This window comes from Pseudoalteromonas marina, from assembly GCF_000238335.3.
GTDB classification, from domain to species: Bacteria; Pseudomonadota; Gammaproteobacteria; order Enterobacterales; family Alteromonadaceae; genus Pseudoalteromonas; species Pseudoalteromonas marina.
This window is the reverse complement of sequence record NZ_AHCB03000006.1, coordinates 408524-425667: the sequence shown is the minus strand read 5'-3', so window position 1 is coordinate 425667 and position 17144 is coordinate 408524. Positions and strand designations below refer to the sequence as shown.

Genomic DNA, 17144 nt, shown 5'->3' with positions numbered 1-17144 from the left:
ATATTTTATATGGCTTTTTATCAGTATGGATAAACACACTAAAAAACACATTAAATACCGTGCGCAAGGTTCACGTAATGGTATTGAAATCCTGATTGTGGGCGCTATTGGTTTAGTCTTTATTATGGCATTTAATTTACTAAAATCAGGCACTATTAGCATTGTTGAAATTTTTTTAGTCAGTGCCTGCCTTGGGGCTATTTTTGTGGGTTTTTTAAAAACTCAAGAACCTTATTACAGCTTAATTTTGAGCGAATCTGCTATAGAGTATAGGCATAAATATGGCCGTTGGTGTCTATCTCATAAAAACTTTCATTCTTGCGGTGTTCCAAAAGTCGAAAAAGGCTTAGAGCATTTAGAGCTAAACGCGGTTGGGCTAAAACTAAATGATATTGATGAGTTTTTAATGAGTATAACTCCTAGAATTGCGGGTAAATTACTTATAGAACAACGACATTTTTTTATGCAGGTTGTTCAAAATCATTGCAAAAATGGCAATTGCCCATCAGAATGGTTAGTAGAAGATACACAACATCGATCTGCGCGCGGAATTAGCTATAATGGTTTAATAGCTATGTTTGCAAACAGAACTAAGCACCTCAAGCTGCTAACAGGGTATGATTTATTACTACCTGCCAGTGTACTAGACACCGATATTTGGGCTTTTAGCGCTAATTTAAATAAATGGAAGCGCGAGCCACATCAGTTTATAGCGTCGCAGCTTAAAGATTAAACTGCGGCTGTAGGAAAAGACAATGAGCCAAGAAAGAGCCTTTTTAAAAAGTGGTCGAAATACCATAATACATAAAGACAAAAAACTTGATTTAGTGGTTGTTAACTCTGACATCCACCCACGAATTAAAGTAACTCAAAACGGCTTAGAGCCCTTTAAAGAAGAGTTACCAAAAAATAGACGCGACGCAAAAGACCGTTACCTAGAAATGGTATATATAAGTAGTGCTGAAGTATTTGGTGAAGAAAAGCAGTTACTTTTTATTCAGTCGTTAGATGGGCGTGAATATAAAGTCGATTACAGTAAAATTGGCACTAAATTGTTTGTTCGTATTCATCAAGATGCTTATATGTAAAGCTTAGTGGCACCTTTATTGCTTACGATTGCGTTATAGTAATTATTTGACACAAGGTGCTACGAATGAAAGCGTTAGCGTTAATCCCTCTTTTTTCCTGCATTTTTATCACAGCCTGCGGCGGTGGTGGCGGTAGTGACAGCACCACAAATATTGAAGCCTCAGTGAATGCGGGTTCAGATATACAAGTTATTGAAAAAATTGATTTTACAATCACTGCACAAGGCTCTCCAACGGATGGAACTTTTACTTGGCAACAAGTTAGCGGACCAAGTATAGATGGTTTTCCACTTGAAGGCGCTGAGCAAACACTTACGGCACCTGATGTTAAAGCAGACAGTGAAATTGTACTAAGGGTCAGTTATCAAAGCACTGGCAATAGCACAGTAAGTGACGACCTTTTAATTTCGGTTAGTTCTAATAACCAGCTCCCTATTGCTGTAATAACACAAACAGCACCAGATACACTCCCTTCTATATACCAAGATACCGTTATACTGAGCGGTGTTGATTCTAGTGATCCGGATGAAAATGGGATGGTGAATAGCTATTTTTGGGAACTAATATCAGGCCCTGACTTAGATATTTCCAGCTTTGATGGTTCAACATTAAGTTTTACTCACCCTTTATTAGAAGCAAACACAACTTTGCTTTGGCGCTTAACGGTTACTGACGATGAGGGTGGCGAAGCCAGTACTCAATTCACAATGAGCCTTAATAAAACTAATGAGCTAGTTGCCGCAAATGCAGGGGATGATCAAAATGTTGAAGAATTTGACCAGGTAACACTAGATGCAAGCAATAGCGAAACAGTCACGGATACTTATCAGTGCGAGTGGCAACAATTAACCGGGAATGCCGAAACACTAAGCGATAGCCAACAGTGTGTATCTACCTTTTTTGCCTCCGATGTAGACACCAACACCACGCTTAGCTTTGAAGTAACCGTTACCGATTCGAAAGGACGCACCGATACAGATACTGTGTTTATTGATATAACGCCAAAGGCGCTTGGTCTGATAAACGATAGTGGTATGGGAGAATGTTACAACAATACGCAGCGCATAAATTGTGGCAGTGATGACTTTCCTGAGCAAGACGCAGAGCTCGGTCGAGATAGCTTTGCTAACCGCATAGATAAAGCAGGCATAGGTAATCTCGCGTTTGATTATACAAAGCTTAATCAGTTTGCCGACGAGGTGGATGACTCAAGTGAAGACTTTAGCTGTATTCGTGACAACGTCACAGGGCTTGTTTGGGAAGTTAAATCACCGTCGTCTGGTTCTTTACCAAACACAACGTTACGGGATGCACAAAACAGCTATTATTGGGACATTGGCGACACAACTACCGATGCAGACAGCACAGCAAATACAACATGCCCTAACGACACAAGCTGTGGCCTACAAACCTATATAAATGAAGTTAATGCTATCGATTTTTGTGGGGGAACAAATTGGCGAGTACCCACGTATACAGAGCTTTTGGGGTTAATTGATTATGGGAAACAAGGGCAAAGCGTTTTAATTGATTTAGCTTTCTTTCCAAATATGCCAGAAGCGGGTGCTATCGATAATGTTAATTTACCTTATTGGACATCTCAAACTGCAGCAGATGGCACCAGTTTATCGCAAGCTTATATTATTGATATGAGCAATGGTAATGACCTTGCCTATCCAAAAGAGAACAACGCATATGTTCGTTTAGTCAGAAGCCGATAGGAGAGTGTTATGAAATTAAAATTATTAAATACGTTTATAGTTTTTGGCTTTAGTTTTAATGTAGCTGCGCAAACATGTTATGGCGGTGCTGACACAACAACCCCAACCGATAGGTTTACCGTTAATGCTGATGGTACAGTATCTGACACTGAAACTGGCCTAATGTGGCAGCGTTGTAGTTATTCTCAAACCTATAATACAGAAACATTACTGTGCGAAGGATCTACGCCTGCAGTGACGTGGCAAGAAGCTTTACGAGGCGCGACTAACGATACAACTGCAAATTATGATGATTGGCAGGTGCCTAATATTAAAGAGCTAGCCAGTATTTTAGAGCACAGTTGTACAGAGCCAAGCATAAATGAAGTTGTTTTTTTAGGCACTAAATCTCAAAACTATTGGTCTAGCACATCGGGTGTTAGCAGTATGAGTTCGGCCTGGGTGTATCAGTTTGACAGCGGGCTAAATAGTTTACGTCCTAAAACCAGTGATGTTTATTTACGCCTAGTTCGCTACGAAAAATAAAGACCAAATAAGTTTGATTAAAAAGCGCAGTTATTGGAGGTGACTCCGGTAGTTGCGCTTTTTTGTTTTTACATAAATTTACTTTATTTCAACAATAAAGCGCTTACAACGATGTTACTGTGCGCGTTTTTTTGCCATTATAGGCGGTGATTTAATTACGAAGGAACATCGCGGTGTATTTAAGCTATTTTGGCCTGAACGAAAAACCTTTTTCGATTTCGCCTAACCCTCATTATTTATTTTTAAGCGAGCGCCATAAAGAAGCCTTAGCACACTTAACCTATGGATTGGGTGAAGACGGTGGTTTTGTATTACTAACGGGCGAAGTAGGCACCGGAAAAACAACAATCACCCGCAGCATGCTAGAGCAATTACCTGAAAATACACAAGTAGCGATGATTCATAACCCTGCACTGTCAGAACTTGAGTTGTTAGCCAGTATTTGCGATGAATTGAAAATTAGTTATGACGCACAAAATGCGACGCTTAAAAGTTTAACCGATATAATAAAAAAACACTTAGAGAGTAATAACAAGGCGGGTGGCCATACTATTTTAATTATTGACGAGGCGCAGCTACTTGCCCCCAATGTGCTAGAGCAACTTCGTTTATTAACTAATATAGAAACCGACCACAAAAAGCTATTGCAAATCGTGCTTGTAGGTCAGCCAGAACTTCAAGATTTATTAAAACGTAATGAGTTAAGGCAGCTTGCTCAACGGATCACCGCGCGTTATCACTTATTACCTTTAACACAAGGCCAAACAGTGGCGTATATCAAGCACCGGTTACACATTGCTGGGTGCGATAAAGGATTGTTTTCGATGGATGCAATGCAGATGGTTCATAAAATGACAGGCGGTATACCTCGCTTGATGAACCTAGTGTGTGAACGAGCTTTAGTGGGTACTTTTTCGAAGCAGCAACTTGTTGTAGATGCTGAAATTGTTAAACAATCTGCGCAAGAATCACTACCTTCTGACTTTGTTGCAACAACGAATAAGCCTGAGCAGTCGCCATCGATTTTAATTTATTGCTTTGCTTTCGGCGCTTTGTTTGCCGCAGGTATTGGGCTTTCCTTTATTTTATAGTTAGGTGATTTATGTCTTATTTATTAGATGCATTAAAGCAATCTCAACAAGCTGATATGAGCGCCGAGCAATACGATTTACAGTCGGAGCAGTTAAAACAGCAACAAGCACTCGCTCGCTACCGGCGTATCGCCTTTGTTTTGGGTGGCAGCTTGGCGGCCTTTGTAACGGTGGCGGCCGGATTTACTTTTGGTAAATGGGTCCAATCACCTGGTTCTGTTGAACCCTCAAATGTAGTTAGCACTCAAAGTAATGAACAAGTAACGACTGAGTTACAGACAGCAGCATTACCTGCCACTGAACAAGCTGAGGTGAATGTAAAGCCTAAACCTGAAAAAGCGCCAAGCAATACAGCGACTATTGAAGGGCAGTTAGTGCACGTGCAAACACCAACGGGTATTCAGCAAATGTTGTTAACACCAACTGGGCAGTATATTCCAATGCCATCAACAGGTGCAGCTAGTGGCATTCAACAAACTTTTAATCAACCTCCGCTTGTAAATACGCAAAATTATAATCAGCCAAACCAAGGTCAACTTAATTCAAATACACAGTTAACTTATAACCAAGGTGGTTTTGAACAAACTCAAAGTACGTCGTCAACAAGTATTGATATGAGTAAATATAAAGTGTTGGGTAAGCCAATTAGTGGTGCAGCGCAAGCTGAACCTAAAAGTGACCCTGAGCTTGATGCTGTGCCAACTACACTTAAAAATGCGTTTGCGCAGGCAGTGCAAGATGTCGATAAAAACCAAGATTATGAGGTAACTCAGGCCTCTAAATCGTCATCTCGGGTAGAGCCTATCGAATTGTTACCAGATGGCCTACAAGCAATGCTACCTAGCATAAAGTATCAAGCACATATCTATTCATCAAGTGCAGATAAACGCTGGATAAAGTTAAATGGGCGAGAGCTTCACGAAGGTGAGAGCATTGGTGCATTAATGGTAAAAGAAATTACACCTGAGCAAAGCGTAATAGATTTTGACGGTTACGAGTTTAGTTTAAAAGCCCTGCAAGACTGGCCAGAGTAACAAAAAGTATAAGCTCAATGAGTAACATTGAGCTTATACTGACTATTTAAGGTAATACAGAGTTTTTGTAAAAGCGCTCTAAATCAATGTTGAAGTCGCCGGCTTTTACGGTTGTTTCGAGTGAGTCTTCAATTCGCTTGTTCGACAAATCAATATCGAGCACTTCTGTATAACGGCTATGCTTTGCACTATAAAAGGTTTTAACAATCGGCTTTAATGGCATCGCGGGATTACTTTCTGTCACAAGCCCGACTTTTTGGCTTGAAAGCTTTACTAATGTGCCTACAGGGTGAATTCCAATACACTGAATAAACTTAGTTAGTAATTCGCCGTCAAAGCTATTTGGGCAGCCTTCTTTTAATATTTTAAATGCCTTAATGGGTTCCATGCCCGATTTATAAACTCGCTCTGCTGTTAGGGCGTCGTATACATCTACAATAGAAGCCATGCGAACATACTGGCTTATTTCATTTCCTTTTTTACCAAAAGGGTAACCAGTTCCGTCTATACGTTCATGATGCATGCCTGCAATATCTACAGCAATACCAGTTAAACCTGACTCTTCCAAAATTTGTTTAGAGTAAACCGCATGCTGCTTCATTATTTCAAATTCGGCTTCGGTTAAGCGCCCAGGCTTATTGAGGACTTCATCTGGCGTTTTTATTTTACCGATATCATGCAGCAGCGCACCTGTGGTGAGCTCTACAATAATGTCTTTTTCAATATTAAGGTGTTTTGCAAAAATACCCATTAAGATAGATACGTTTATAGAGTGCTCTAGTAAGTATGCATCTTTTTGGCGCATTTGCGTGAGGCAGGCTAGGGCGTCTTGGTTTCTAAAAACTGAATCCATAAAACCGCTAGCAAGCTCTTTAAATGGAGCAATATCAATGTTCAGGCCGGACTTTATATCTTTAAATGCTTTTATTTGCAGCGTTTTAGCTTCGTCATAAAGCTTTTTAGCTTTATTCATTTCTTGAGCTGCACTATGCGTTTTTTGCCAAGGATCGCGTTTTATTTTTGTGGCAGGTGTTTTGGTTTGTTCTTTTTCAGGCACTGTTTCGGTGAGTGTTTTATCTGGGTCAATTTCGACCTCTAAAATACCCGCCTTAATAAGCTTATCAATACTCGTTTGGGTTTTTACCCAGCCTTGGCTTTTTATTTTTACTCTGCCCGTTTGTTTTGTGACGCTTTGCACAAACATACCAGGGAGTAATTTAGAAACAGGGAGCTTTTTCAATTTAACTACTTAACTAATAAATCTATATTGAAAATAGCAAACTTTACGTACTTTAAATAGAAAAAAGGCACCAAAAGGTGCCTTTAATAAACATTATAAGTAATTAGTATTAGCTTAATTAATCATCATCTTCAACTAAGGTCATCAAGGATGTATTACCACCTGACGCCGTTGTATCTACACTAATTGTTTTTTCAGTAATAAGACGCTTGATTAATGTGTCGTAATACTCAGAACTGATCACAGGTAATATAGCGCCCTTACGTTGTGCAAGTTGCTGGCTGAAGTAACCTAAACGCGACGAACGCGCTGCAACAACTGCACCTGCTAAATGAGGGTGACCCAAAATAGCTTGTAACTGATTAGGTTTAGCTACCTGAAATACCCCTTCGGCAACACCTGTGGCAATAAACTTCTCTCTGAATGCTTCAGCTTCTTCGTAAAACATTTCAGAGGCAACTGTAATTACCGTATTACCCGCAGCTAATGCAGTGATAATAGATAACGCCCAAAAGTTAAAAGAGGTACTCTTATCCGCATAACAAACAACACAGCCGCGAGCTTCTAAGTGAAGCGTGTTAGACTCACCCGTTGGCCCAGGCAACGTTGTAAATTTACGCATATGCTTTTCAAGGCGGTTTAGCTGTGCGCGCGCATCGGCTAGCGTTAAAGCTAAATCGTCAGCAAGGTCATCAATAATTTCTACCGTAGCAATTTTGGCTAGTAGCTGACGAACAGCAGATACACGATCGTTTAGCGGGGTTGCTCGCCAAATTTTTTCATCGCGCATTGAATTAGCCATTAGCTTTTCTACTTGAGCATTTGCGCCACTGTAGTGGTGTAAATCAAGCTCATCTGGCGTTAGGTTTGTCATTTGTACGTTTTCTGGCGATGCTTTTTCTTTCACCAAACGCTGTAGGTAGTTAGGGCCACCGGCTTTAGGGCCTGTACCCGATAGGCCTCGGCCACCAAATGGCTGCACACCAACAATTGCGCCTATCATATTACGGTTTACGTATACATTTCCCGCACGAGACATTTTAGCAAGGTATTCGCAACGCTCTTCAATACGTGAATGTACACCCATTGTTAAGCCGTAACCTGTATTGTTTATTTGATCAATTACGTCATCAAGTTGATTCGCTTTGAAGCGAATAATATGAACACATGGACCAAATACTTCGCGCTTAAGTACAGAAAGGTCTTTTATTTCGTAAAGACGTGGTGCAAAGAAGTACGCACCATTTTCACTGTTGTCCGGAATTTTACATTCGTAATGAAGTGTTGCATTGCCTTTTAAATACTCAACATGTTCGGTTAAGTTTTTAAGTGCTTTTTCATCGATTACAGGCCCTACATCGGTAGATAACAATGACGGATCGCCAATATGTAATTCAGCCAAAGCACCTTTAAGCATTTCAATGATGCCGTCGGCTACGTCTTCTTGGATAAACAATACTCGCAGTGCTGAACAACGTTGACCAGCGCTTTGGAAACCCGAACTTATAACATCATCAACTACTTGCTCAGGCAGTGCTGTAGAGTCAACAATCATACAGTTTTGACCACCTGTTTCGGCGATTAATGGCACTTGTATGTCGTTTCGTGCTGCAAGCGTTTGAGAAATTAATGTGCCGGTTTCAGTTGAACCTGTAAACATGACTGCTTGAATACGCTCATCAGGAACAATTGTTTTACCCACTTCACTACCGCGTGCAATAACAGGTTGCACAACATGCTCAGGTAAGCCAACCGATAGCATTAGTTCAATGGTACGCAGTGCAATTAAGCTTGTTTGTTCAGCCGGTTTGGCAATAACAGTATTACCCGTCACAATGGCAGCAGCCACTTGCCCTAAGAATATAGCGAGTGGGAAGTTCCATGGACTAATACACAGAATTACACCCCGTGCTTCAAAGCGCTCATCTTCTGAGAGTTCTTCGGCTCGTGCAGCGTAGTAACGACAAAAGTCGACTGCTTCACGTACTTCGTCTATGCCATCTTGTGCTACTTTACCCGCTTCTTTGATACAAATAGCAACGAGCTCGTCGTGATGACGTTCTAAAATATCAGCAATGCGGCGTAATAAATTAGCGCGGTCTTTTACAGGGGTTTGCGACCATGACTCAAACGCTGCTTCTGCATTAGCAAGTAGTGTTTTCATCTCATCGCCACTTTGTAGTTTTACATGGCCGATGATTTCTTTATGGTTTGCTGGGTTTTTAACAGCAAGTGATCCATCAGGGACTTGGCTTTGATCTATTAGGTGCTCGTTAAACCAGTTGTCTAGGTTTTCTTTAAACGGTGTAATTACGTTTATATCGGTTAAGTCCATGCCTTTAGAGTTAGCGCGTTCTTCGCCGTATAAATCAATTGGCATTTTAATTTGCGTATTGTATTTGTTGCGAAGCCCTTGCAGCGTTTCTACCGGATCTGGCAGCAGTGTTTCTACCGGTTTAGAGGTATCAACTATGGCATTTACAAACGATGAATTTGCACCATTTTCTAGTAAACGTCTAACAAGATAGGCCAATAGGTCTTCGTGTTGGCCAACGGGAGCGTATACACGACACTGAATTTTTTCTGCATTTACAATTTGATCAAATAACGATTCACCCATGCCGTGTAAGCGTTGGAATTCAAACCCTGTGTTATCGCCTTTAGCCACTTCTAGAATAGTTGCTGCAGTGTATGCATTGTGTGTTGCAAATTGTGGGTATAGCACATCACGTGCTTCTAGCATTTTAATTGCACATGCTTTATAAGATACGTCGGTTGTCGCTTTTCGGGTAAATACAGGGTAGTGATCTAAACCATCTTGTTGTGTAGTTTTAATTTCAGTATCCCAATATGCGCCTTTAACTAAGCGCACCATTAGTTTACGACCTACACGCGTAGCAAGCTCTGTTAGCCACTCAATAACAAAAATCGCACGTTTTTGATACGCTTGAACAGCTAAGCCAAACCCTTGCCAGCCATCTAAATCTTTATCGCTAAATACGGCTTCGATAATATCCAGTGAAATATCTAAACGGTCAGCTTCTTCTGCATCAACGGTAAAACCAATGTCGTACTGTTTTGCAGCCAGAGCAAGCTCTTTTAGCTTAGGTACAATTTCAGCCATTACACGGTCTTTATGCGTAAATTCATAGCGCGGATGAATAGCCGAAAGCTTTACAGAAATACCTGGGCTTTTAATAGGACCACGGCCATTTGCCGCTTTACCAATTGAGTGGATGGCATTCATGTAGCTGTCAAAGTAGCGTTTAGCATCTTTACTTGTGCGCGCGCCTTCACCCAACATATCGTAAGAATATACATAGCCTTTTTGCTCTGTGTCGGCAGCACGTTCAATTGCTTCGTTTATGGTACGACCCATAACGAATTGCTTACCCATAATTTTCATTGCAAAGTTTACAGACTTACGAATAACAGGCTCACCTAAACGACCAATGGTCTTTTTAAGCATACCAAACTGTTGGTCTTTGGTTTTATCTGTGTAGTTAACCATTTTACCAGTTACTAATAGGCCCCAAGATGATGCATTTACGAATAAAGAGTCGCTACTGCCTAAATGAGAGCTCCAATCACCTTTTGCTAACTTGTCGCGAATAAGGGCTTCTTGGGTTTCTTTGTCTGGTACACGAAGCAACGCTTCGGCTAAACACATCAACACTACGCCTTCTTCACTTGAAAGCGAGAATTCATTCAGTAGCGCATCTACACCGCCTTGACCATCTTGTTCTTTACGAATGTTTAAAACAATTTGGCGGGCTCTTTCCCAGGCACGGCTTCGTGCTTTAACGCCTACTTCTGCAAGCGGTAAAATATGATCGATAACCGCATTTTCGTCTATGCGGTAAAAGTCACGGATTTTTTGTCTTATAGGACAGTCAGTTGTTAAATCGCCGTTGAATAACATAAGCAACCCTTAGCAGTGTTAAGATTTAAAGTAAATTTAATTACCAATAAAATACCAGTGATATTGAGAGTGCATTCTAAATAAAATTCAGCAGAATATGCTGGTTAAATTTGTCGATTTACGATAATTTACAGGGCATAAATTTAACTTATCCGCATAAAATTCTGTATGACAAATCCAAATAGATTACGCATGCTAGATCGCATTGATTTAGCAATTTTAGACGTTTTGCAAAAAAACGGCAGAATTTCTAACGTTAACTTAGCAAAACAAGTTAATTTAAGCCCAAGCCCATGCCTTGATCGCGTAAAGCGATTAGAGCAAGAAGGCTATATTGAGGGTTATTATGCTAAATTAAGCGAAGCTAAGTTAAACCAAAGCTTAGTGGCTCATGTTCAAGTGTCGTTGGTTACCTCAAATACTGCTGTATTTAAAGTATTTAAAGAACACATATTAAAAATGGAACAAGTTGTAGAATGTGACATGGTTGCAGGCGGTTACGACTACTTATTAAAAATACGTGTATCTAACATGGAAGAGTACAGGCAAGTGTTGGGTGACTTAGTTGATATCCCCGGTGTAGGCACACACCATACTTATATGGTTATTGAAAAAGTAAAAAAAGACAAAGGGTTATTAATCGAAATTTAATCCCACATATTTAAAGCATACAAAATAATGCCTGTATGCTTTAGTATTCATAGTTGCCCAACTTCTTTCCCTTTTGTTTTCTAATACTTTAATTTCATACTTTTAATTTATATAAAAATAAATAGTACTGCCTTTGTTTTGCCCATACAATGCGCAAAATAGCATGCACATCTTTAATTAAAGTACCGTTTTTTCTGCAATTTTTAATTGAGAAGGTAAACTGTAAATAATGTGCTTTTTAATTTTAAGGTTTTTTAATGATTGAGTATCCGGTAGATCAGCTTCCACAACTCATAAACGACTTACTGCAATGCGACACCACAGAACGTAAGAATAAACTGTTGATCGACGCACAAAGCACACTTTCTACAGAGCATCTATCTTTATTGTTTGAAGCAATACCCAAAGAGCAGCGACTCGAAATTTGGCAATTGCTTGATGAAGATACACAGCATGAAATTTTTGTAAATTTAAGCCCTGACAGTTGTTTATGGTTACTGCAAACACTTGATGACAGTGATGCATTTAAATTACTTGATGAAGTAAATGTAGAAGAGCTACTCGAATTAGAAGAAGTTATACCTGAGCGGTTTGTCGACTATGCAAAAAAGCAATTAGATGAAGCGCAAACCAAGCAGTACGATTTAGCACAGCAATACCCACCAGAACAACTCGGTCACTGGCTAGGTTTTGATATATTAAAGGTGTCTGACAAGTTAACCGCTGGTGGCGCAAAAAAGCTTTTATTTAAAGGTGTACCGCAATACAGTGAAGTCATTTATTTAGTGACCCGAAAAGGCAGTTTGATTGGTGAAGTGGCCATTAACGATCTTATCAAAGCACACGATAACGATAATTTAATGACGCTGGCAAATCATGATTTTTCATCGTTGCATGCAGACGATGATTTATATGAAGCTGCTGAAGTCGTAATTCACTCTGAGCAAATGGCTATGCCGGTTGTAAATTCAGATAATAAATTATTAGGGCGATTAACAATTGCCTCTGCTTACGAACTTCGCCAAGAAATAACCGATGAAGCCACCGCAAAGGCGGGTGGTTTACGAGAGGACGAAGATTTATTTGCCAGTGTACGAAAAAGTGCTAAAAACCGTGGTATTTGGCTAGGTATAAACTTGGCCACTGCATTTTTAGCATCGTGGTTCATTGGTCTATTTGGCGCCACTATAGAACAAGTGGTTGCTTTAGCGGTGCTTATGCCGGTTGTAGCCTCAATGGGAGGAATTGCGGGTAGTCAAACATTAACCGTTATCGTGCGTGGTTTGGCTTTGGGGCAGGTGACTGATTCAAACCGCAATGCGTTACTTAAAAAAGAACTAAGAGTCGGGGCTGTTAACGGTTTAGTGTGGGCATTTGTAATTGGTTTACTCACCTACTTATGGTTTAACGATTTGATGTTAAGTGTAACGATTACAGTCGCTATTTTATTAAATTTAGTAGCGGCATCGCTCGCGGGCGTTGTAATACCATCGATTTTAGACAAAATGAAAATAGATCCAGCGTTATCTGGCTCTGTTATTTTAACAACGGTTACCGACATTGTTGGGTTTGTGACCTTTTTAGGTTTAGGCAGTTTGTTGCTGCTATAAACTTTTTAACAGGAAAATAAAATGACGTTTGATGTCATGATTTGGTGTGCTATTGCTCTGTGTATTTCGCAATCGGCAATATTTTCGGGCTTGAATTTGGCGTTCTTTTCGTTAAGCCGATTACAGCTTGAAATGGAAAGTTCAAAAAGAAACGAAGCGGCAATTAAGGTTATGGCACTTCGTAACGACTCTAACTTTTTACTAGCAACCATTTTGTGGGGTAACGTGGGTATTAACGTTTTACTCACGTTGCTCTCTGATTCTGTATTAATGGGCGCTAGCTCGTTTTTATTCTCAACGATTGCGATTACGATAATCGGTGAGATAACACCTCAAGCTTATTTTTCTCGTAATGCATTAAAAATGGCGAGTATGCTTTCGCCATTAATAAAGTTTTATCAAGTTTTGTTTTATGTTGTTGCTAAACCAACGGCCTTGGTACTTGATGCATGGCTGGGCAAAGAAGGTATTACCTATTTTGCTGAAAGCGAGCTTAGAGGAATAATACGTAAACACATTGAGGCCGAAGAAGTTGATGTGCAACATGTTGAAGGTATTGGTGCACTTAACTTTTTTAGCTTAGACGAAATCAGTGTAACTAAAGAAGGGGAAATAATTGATCCAGATTCTATAATCTCTTTACCTACTAAACTTGATTTACCTATTTTTCCTGAACTGACATTATCAGCCGATAATGAGTTTTTACGTAAATTACACAAATCGGGCTATAACTGGGTAATTTTGACTAACAACGATGGGTGGCCGTTATTAGTGGTTGATGCAGATGGTTTTTTACGATCAGCATTATTTGAGCCAGATATTTTTGACCCTTACCATTTTTGCCACAGACCTATTATTGTAACGGATGAAACACTGCGTTTAAGTGAGGTTATTTTAAAAATACGCGCAAATCATTCGCTCGATAAATCGTTTGATGGTGCTATTGATCACGACGTTGTGCTGGTATGGGGTGATGAGAAGCGTATTATTACTGGTGCTGATATATTCGGTCGTTTATTAAAGGGAATGAATGCGCCAAAGTTAGAGATGAACGAAAATAAAGAAGTACAGCCGCTGGCAAAATCGTAAGTTAATCTATTTTTTTATAGTTAAGCCAGTGCTATATATGCATAGCTCAATATTTGATATGCGAATAAAAAAGCCGCTAATAGCGGCTTTTTTATTGAACAATTTTCATTAAATTAATTTATGCCCAGCCTTCGTAACGCTTACGGCGCGACAAAACAATGGTTAAAATAATTCCCAAAAACAACCCTAAAAATGCAATCGCACCGCCGTAGGTAAGTAGTTGTCGTTTTTCTTTTGAACTAGCGGCTTCTTTTTGCGTGCGCTCTTGCGCGAGTGTTGTTTGCAGGCTTGTAATTTGCGCTGATAATTGCAGGTTTTGATCGGTTAAGGTTTGATTTTGCTTTTGTAGCTGCGGTAGTTCTATTTGAGCAAGGCGTAAATTTTCCTGCATGGTGCTCATTTCGCTGCTTAAAACTTGGTATTGTTGATGTAACCCAGGCGTAGTAGAAATAAATTTAGTTTCAATCCAACCTTCGCGGTCTTTATCGTCTTTTATTTTAATATAGCCGTTTTCTTCGCTAGATAGTACGGTTATTTTTGTTCCTGCGTCTACAGAGCCAAGTAGTCGATAATTTTTGCTCGCGCCTGAACGCATAAATGTATACAAATTATCAATAACGTAAGCGGTATTTGCATCTGATGAGCTCGCTGTTTGTGCTTCATCTTGTGCGTAGCTTATAAACGTAGTGGCTGTTAAAAGTAGCCCGAATAAACAATGTTTTAGCATTTATCTACCTTGTTGTTCTTACTGAGTCCGTTATGAACATGGTTTTTAATTCACATATAATGCAAGATAGTAGGGATTTAGCCTTTTAAAAGCAAGGCTGATATTGTAACCCTGACATGATTAAAGCACTTAATAAGCCTAAAAAATTTGCATTGTTAGAGCGCTTTGTTTATTTTGACCACTTATTTATTTTAAAGGTAATCCGCAGACCGAATGGATACTGAGATAGAACTGAAATTTTTGGTATCAGATGCCGTTGTCCCACTGATCCCCTCACTAATTACTCAATTTGCTAAAACGGTTATAAATAAACCATCGCGTAGTTTGCAAAATGCCTATTATGATACGCCAAGCCGTGAACTTCGAGCTCTTGATATTGGCTTTAGAACCCGTTGTTCTGACAATCAGTGCGAACAAACTATCAAGCTTGCCGGCGAAGTTGTAGGGGGCCTTCATCAGCGCCCAGAATATAACTTACCTATTGATTCCAGCCGCCCTAACTTAATGGCGTTTAGTGCTGATATTTGGCCACATGGCATGCAAGTAGATGCAATTTCACAAAATTTGTACCCTATTTTTAGCACTAATTTTATTCGCCGTACGTGGTTAATTGAAACGCAAGCTGGTGCAAAAATTGAAGTGGTGCTTGATAAAGGCGAAATTGCAGCCTCAGGGCAAGTTGAGATGATCAGCGAGCTGGAAATAGAATTAATTGAAGGTAGCCGCAATGAGCTGTTTGCTTTGGCTGATATTTTAGTTAGCCAAAACTGTATCCGACTCGGTTTGTATTCAAAAGCAGCACGCGGCTACCGTTTAGCCGACGACAATCCGCTTAAGCCTAGTAAGTCGATTGGCTTTGTTAAGCTTCCTCGTTCTGCAACCCAAGAAAGCGCTTTAAAAGAAGCAATGAACTTTGGTATTCGGTTTGTGCAAAAGCATGAGCAGTGTTATTTCGATAAACCGAGTTTAAAAACTTTAAAAAGGGTGACTGATGGTATTAGTTTAATTCGCCATACTTTTTGGTTGTTTGACGATATAGTTTCTAAAGACAGTACCGAACAATTACGCACCGAGCTTAAGTGGCTTTTGAGTGAGTTAGCATGGGTAGAAAATGCAATTCAGTTAAAAACTTATACGTCAAAACGTCATGCATTTTATAAAAAAATAAATGCGGCGCCAGCTTTGGCGCAAGTTATTAACGATTTAAAAGAGCTACAGCCTAGTATTGATGACATTAATGCGCTTTTTCATAGTGCTCGTTACAATCGTTTATTGCTCTCGTTAACAACGTGGTTGATTGACAAGCAATGGCGAAAAGATTGGGGGCAGGTAGAGCTCCAAGCTGCAGAAAATCCAGTGTCTTCTATTGCTGAAAGATTATTTAATAAAGACTGGAAAAACCTACATCAATTATTGCCTAAAGAGCAAACGCTAGGTGTACTTGACTACCTTAATTTAAGAATGCAGCTTGAAAACAGCTTGCTAAGTGGTAATTGCTTAGGATCGATGTTCGATAAAGAAGAACGTCTTGAGTTTAGGTTGCCGTGGTTAGATATTTCGCATGGTGTTTATGAACTCAGTACCCTAGAGTACTTAAAGCAATTATGCGCAGGTCAAGACGATGAGCAACTTGCAAAAATTCAATCTTGGCTGGAGCAAAAGTCTGAATATTTAGTCAGTGCAATGGAGCAAAGTAGACTTGCTTCTTATGACATAGAGCCTTATTGGCAAAAATGATGATAAAGCACTTTTGTAAGTTAACCCCTATGCAAAAGTGCATTAGTTTATTAATTATTTTGTTAAGCTTTAATGTTTACTCTGAGCCCCGTTGGCAATTATACAAAAACGAGCAAGAAGTAAGCATTGAATATCAGGAATTTTCTGATGATACGTTTGTTGTTAAAGGTCAGCTTAATATTGAAGATGTAACAGCCAATGACTTTTTAGATTTATTAAGTGATACGCGTATTGCTTCAAGCTGGCTTGAAAACACGTCTAAGGTACGTGTAATTAAAGCTTTAAGCCCTTCAGAAAACCTCGTTTATAGCTATATCGACTCCCCTTGGCCTGTGGCAAACCGTGATGCCGTTACCTATTCGTGTTATTCAAGGCTCTCTCCTCAGCAAACCAAGCTTTCTATTGAATCGCGTCCAGAAGAATTGCCATTAACTAAGCGGGTAGTTAGAATAAAAACGCTAAATGCACATTGGTTACTTACACAAAAGGGCGAAGATTTAAATGTTGAGTATCAGGTTTATGCTTTACCAGGGGGAAATATACCAACGTGGCTATACAATAAAGTGGGGCTTAAAAGTACCTTCAAAACGCTCGTTAATTTACGCACAATGTTAGAAACTAAAAGCTACACCGCAATCGAACCGGTTATTAAAGTTGGAAGTTGTAATTTACGCGAACTAACCGTTAAATAAGTTATTGTAAAACTGGA

At 39.7% G+C, this 17144-nt stretch carries 14 protein-coding genes; 11 read left to right on the top strand and 3 right to left on the bottom strand.

All coding sequences use genetic code 11. The features are described 5' to 3' along the window. Positions 1-25 precede the first annotated feature (25 nt). The 6 genes from PMAN_RS10840 (at position 26) to PMAN_RS10815 (ending at position 5459) form a co-directional block, all read left to right on the top strand. Positions 26-733, top strand: a complete 708-nt coding sequence (locus tag PMAN_RS10840; RefSeq protein ID WP_010556973.1) for a DUF2982 domain-containing protein — start codon at positions 26-28, stop codon at positions 731-733. Between the two features lie 22 nt (positions 734-755). After that, positions 756-1088, top strand: coding sequence for a hypothetical protein (locus PMAN_RS10835; protein WP_010556974.1), 333 nt, complete (start codon positions 756-758; stop codon positions 1086-1088). Positions 1089-1153: 65 nt separating this feature from the next. Then, complete coding sequence (locus PMAN_RS10830; RefSeq protein WP_010556975.1) at positions 1154-2809, top strand: Lcl C-terminal domain-containing protein; 1656 nt, start codon at positions 1154-1156, stop codon at positions 2807-2809. A gap of 9 nt (positions 2810-2818) precedes the next feature. Further along, a complete protein-coding gene (locus PMAN_RS10825) occupies positions 2819-3334 on the top strand; it encodes an Lcl C-terminal domain-containing protein (protein WP_006791527.1) in 516 nt (171 codons plus the stop codon). Between the two features lie 173 nt (positions 3335-3507). Next, positions 3508-4425, top strand: a complete 918-nt coding sequence (locus PMAN_RS10820; RefSeq protein WP_010556976.1) for an ExeA family protein — start codon at positions 3508-3510, stop codon at positions 4423-4425. A gap of 11 nt (positions 4426-4436) precedes the next feature. After that, positions 4437-5459, top strand: coding sequence for a general secretion pathway protein GspB (locus PMAN_RS10815; protein ID WP_010556977.1), 1023 nt, complete (start codon positions 4437-4439; stop codon positions 5457-5459). 46 nt (positions 5460-5505) lie between these two features. On the opposite strand, the gene PMAN_RS10810 is transcribed toward PMAN_RS10815, so the two are convergent. Further along, positions 5506-6699 carry a cyclic di-GMP phosphodiesterase gene (locus PMAN_RS10810; protein WP_010556978.1) on the bottom strand — a complete coding sequence of 398 codons (1194 nt, stop codon included), beginning with the start codon at positions 6697-6699 and terminating at the stop codon, positions 5506-5508. A 118-nt stretch (positions 6700-6817) separates the two neighbouring features. Then, complete coding sequence (putA, locus tag PMAN_RS10805) at positions 6818-10621, bottom strand: bifunctional proline dehydrogenase/L-glutamate gamma-semialdehyde dehydrogenase PutA (protein ID WP_010556979.1); 3804 nt, start codon at positions 10619-10621, stop codon at positions 6818-6820. Between the two features lie 168 nt (positions 10622-10789). On the opposite strand from putA, the gene PMAN_RS10800 reads away from it, so the two are divergent. The 3 genes from PMAN_RS10800 to PMAN_RS10790 all read left to right on the top strand — a co-directional run bounded on the left by PMAN_RS10800 (position 10790) and on the right by PMAN_RS10790 (position 13971). Then, positions 10790-11272, top strand: coding sequence for a winged helix-turn-helix transcriptional regulator (locus PMAN_RS10800; protein WP_033035753.1), 483 nt, complete (start codon positions 10790-10792; stop codon positions 11270-11272). A gap of 257 nt (positions 11273-11529) precedes the next feature. Continuing rightward, a complete protein-coding gene (locus PMAN_RS10795) occupies positions 11530-12882 on the top strand; it encodes a magnesium transporter (protein ID WP_010556981.1) in 1353 nt (450 codons plus the stop codon). A 21-nt stretch (positions 12883-12903) separates the two neighbouring features. Next, complete coding sequence (locus PMAN_RS10790; protein WP_010556982.1) at positions 12904-13971, top strand: DUF21 domain-containing protein; 1068 nt, start codon at positions 12904-12906, stop codon at positions 13969-13971. Positions 13972-14089: 118 nt separating this feature from the next. Here PMAN_RS10790 and PMAN_RS10785 read toward each other — a convergent pair whose 3' ends face one another. Continuing rightward, a complete protein-coding gene (locus PMAN_RS10785; RefSeq protein ID WP_010556983.1) occupies positions 14090-14698 on the bottom strand; it encodes a TIGR04211 family SH3 domain-containing protein in 609 nt (202 codons plus the stop codon). 213 nt (positions 14699-14911) lie between these two features. Between PMAN_RS10785 and PMAN_RS10780 the strand changes: the two genes are divergently transcribed. Both PMAN_RS10780 and PMAN_RS10775 read left to right on the top strand, forming a co-directional pair. Then, on the top strand, positions 14912-16435 hold the full coding sequence (locus tag PMAN_RS10780; RefSeq protein WP_010556984.1) for a CYTH and CHAD domain-containing protein: 1524 nt from the start codon (positions 14912-14914) through the stop codon (positions 16433-16435). After that, positions 16435-17127 carry an START domain-containing protein gene (locus PMAN_RS10775; protein WP_010556985.1) on the top strand — a complete coding sequence of 231 codons (693 nt, stop codon included), beginning with the start codon at positions 16435-16437 and terminating at the stop codon, positions 17125-17127. The genes PMAN_RS10780 and PMAN_RS10775 overlap by 1 nt, the downstream gene beginning before the upstream one ends. Positions 17128-17144 lie beyond the last annotated feature (17 nt).

Coding starts and splice junctions, on each gene's coding strand:
- PMAN_RS10815 (WP_010556977.1), top strand. CDS start 4,437: ATGTCTTATTTATTAGATGCATTAAAGCAATCTCAACAAGCTGATATG.
- PMAN_RS10840 (WP_010556973.1), top strand. CDS start 26: ATGGATAAACACACTAAAAAACACATTAAATACCGTGCGCAAGGTTCA.
- putA (WP_010556979.1), bottom strand. CDS start 10,621: ATGTTATTCAACGGCGATTTAACAACTGACTGTCCTATAAGACAAAAA.
- PMAN_RS10795 (WP_010556981.1), top strand. CDS start 11,530: ATGATTGAGTATCCGGTAGATCAGCTTCCACAACTCATAAACGACTTA.
- PMAN_RS10775 (WP_010556985.1), top strand. CDS start 16,435: ATGATAAAGCACTTTTGTAAGTTAACCCCTATGCAAAAGTGCATTAGT.
- PMAN_RS10800 (WP_033035753.1), top strand. CDS start 10,790: ATGACAAATCCAAATAGATTACGCATGCTAGATCGCATTGATTTAGCA.
- PMAN_RS10830 (WP_010556975.1), top strand. CDS start 1,154: ATGAAAGCGTTAGCGTTAATCCCTCTTTTTTCCTGCATTTTTATCACA.
- PMAN_RS10835 (WP_010556974.1), top strand. CDS start 756: ATGAGCCAAGAAAGAGCCTTTTTAAAAAGTGGTCGAAATACCATAATA.
- PMAN_RS10790 (WP_010556982.1), top strand. CDS start 12,904: ATGACGTTTGATGTCATGATTTGGTGTGCTATTGCTCTGTGTATTTCG.
- PMAN_RS10780 (WP_010556984.1), top strand. CDS start 14,912: ATGGATACTGAGATAGAACTGAAATTTTTGGTATCAGATGCCGTTGTC.
- PMAN_RS10785 (WP_010556983.1), bottom strand. CDS start 14,698: ATGCTAAAACATTGTTTATTCGGGCTACTTTTAACAGCCACTACGTTT.
- PMAN_RS10825 (WP_006791527.1), top strand. CDS start 2,819: ATGAAATTAAAATTATTAAATACGTTTATAGTTTTTGGCTTTAGTTTT.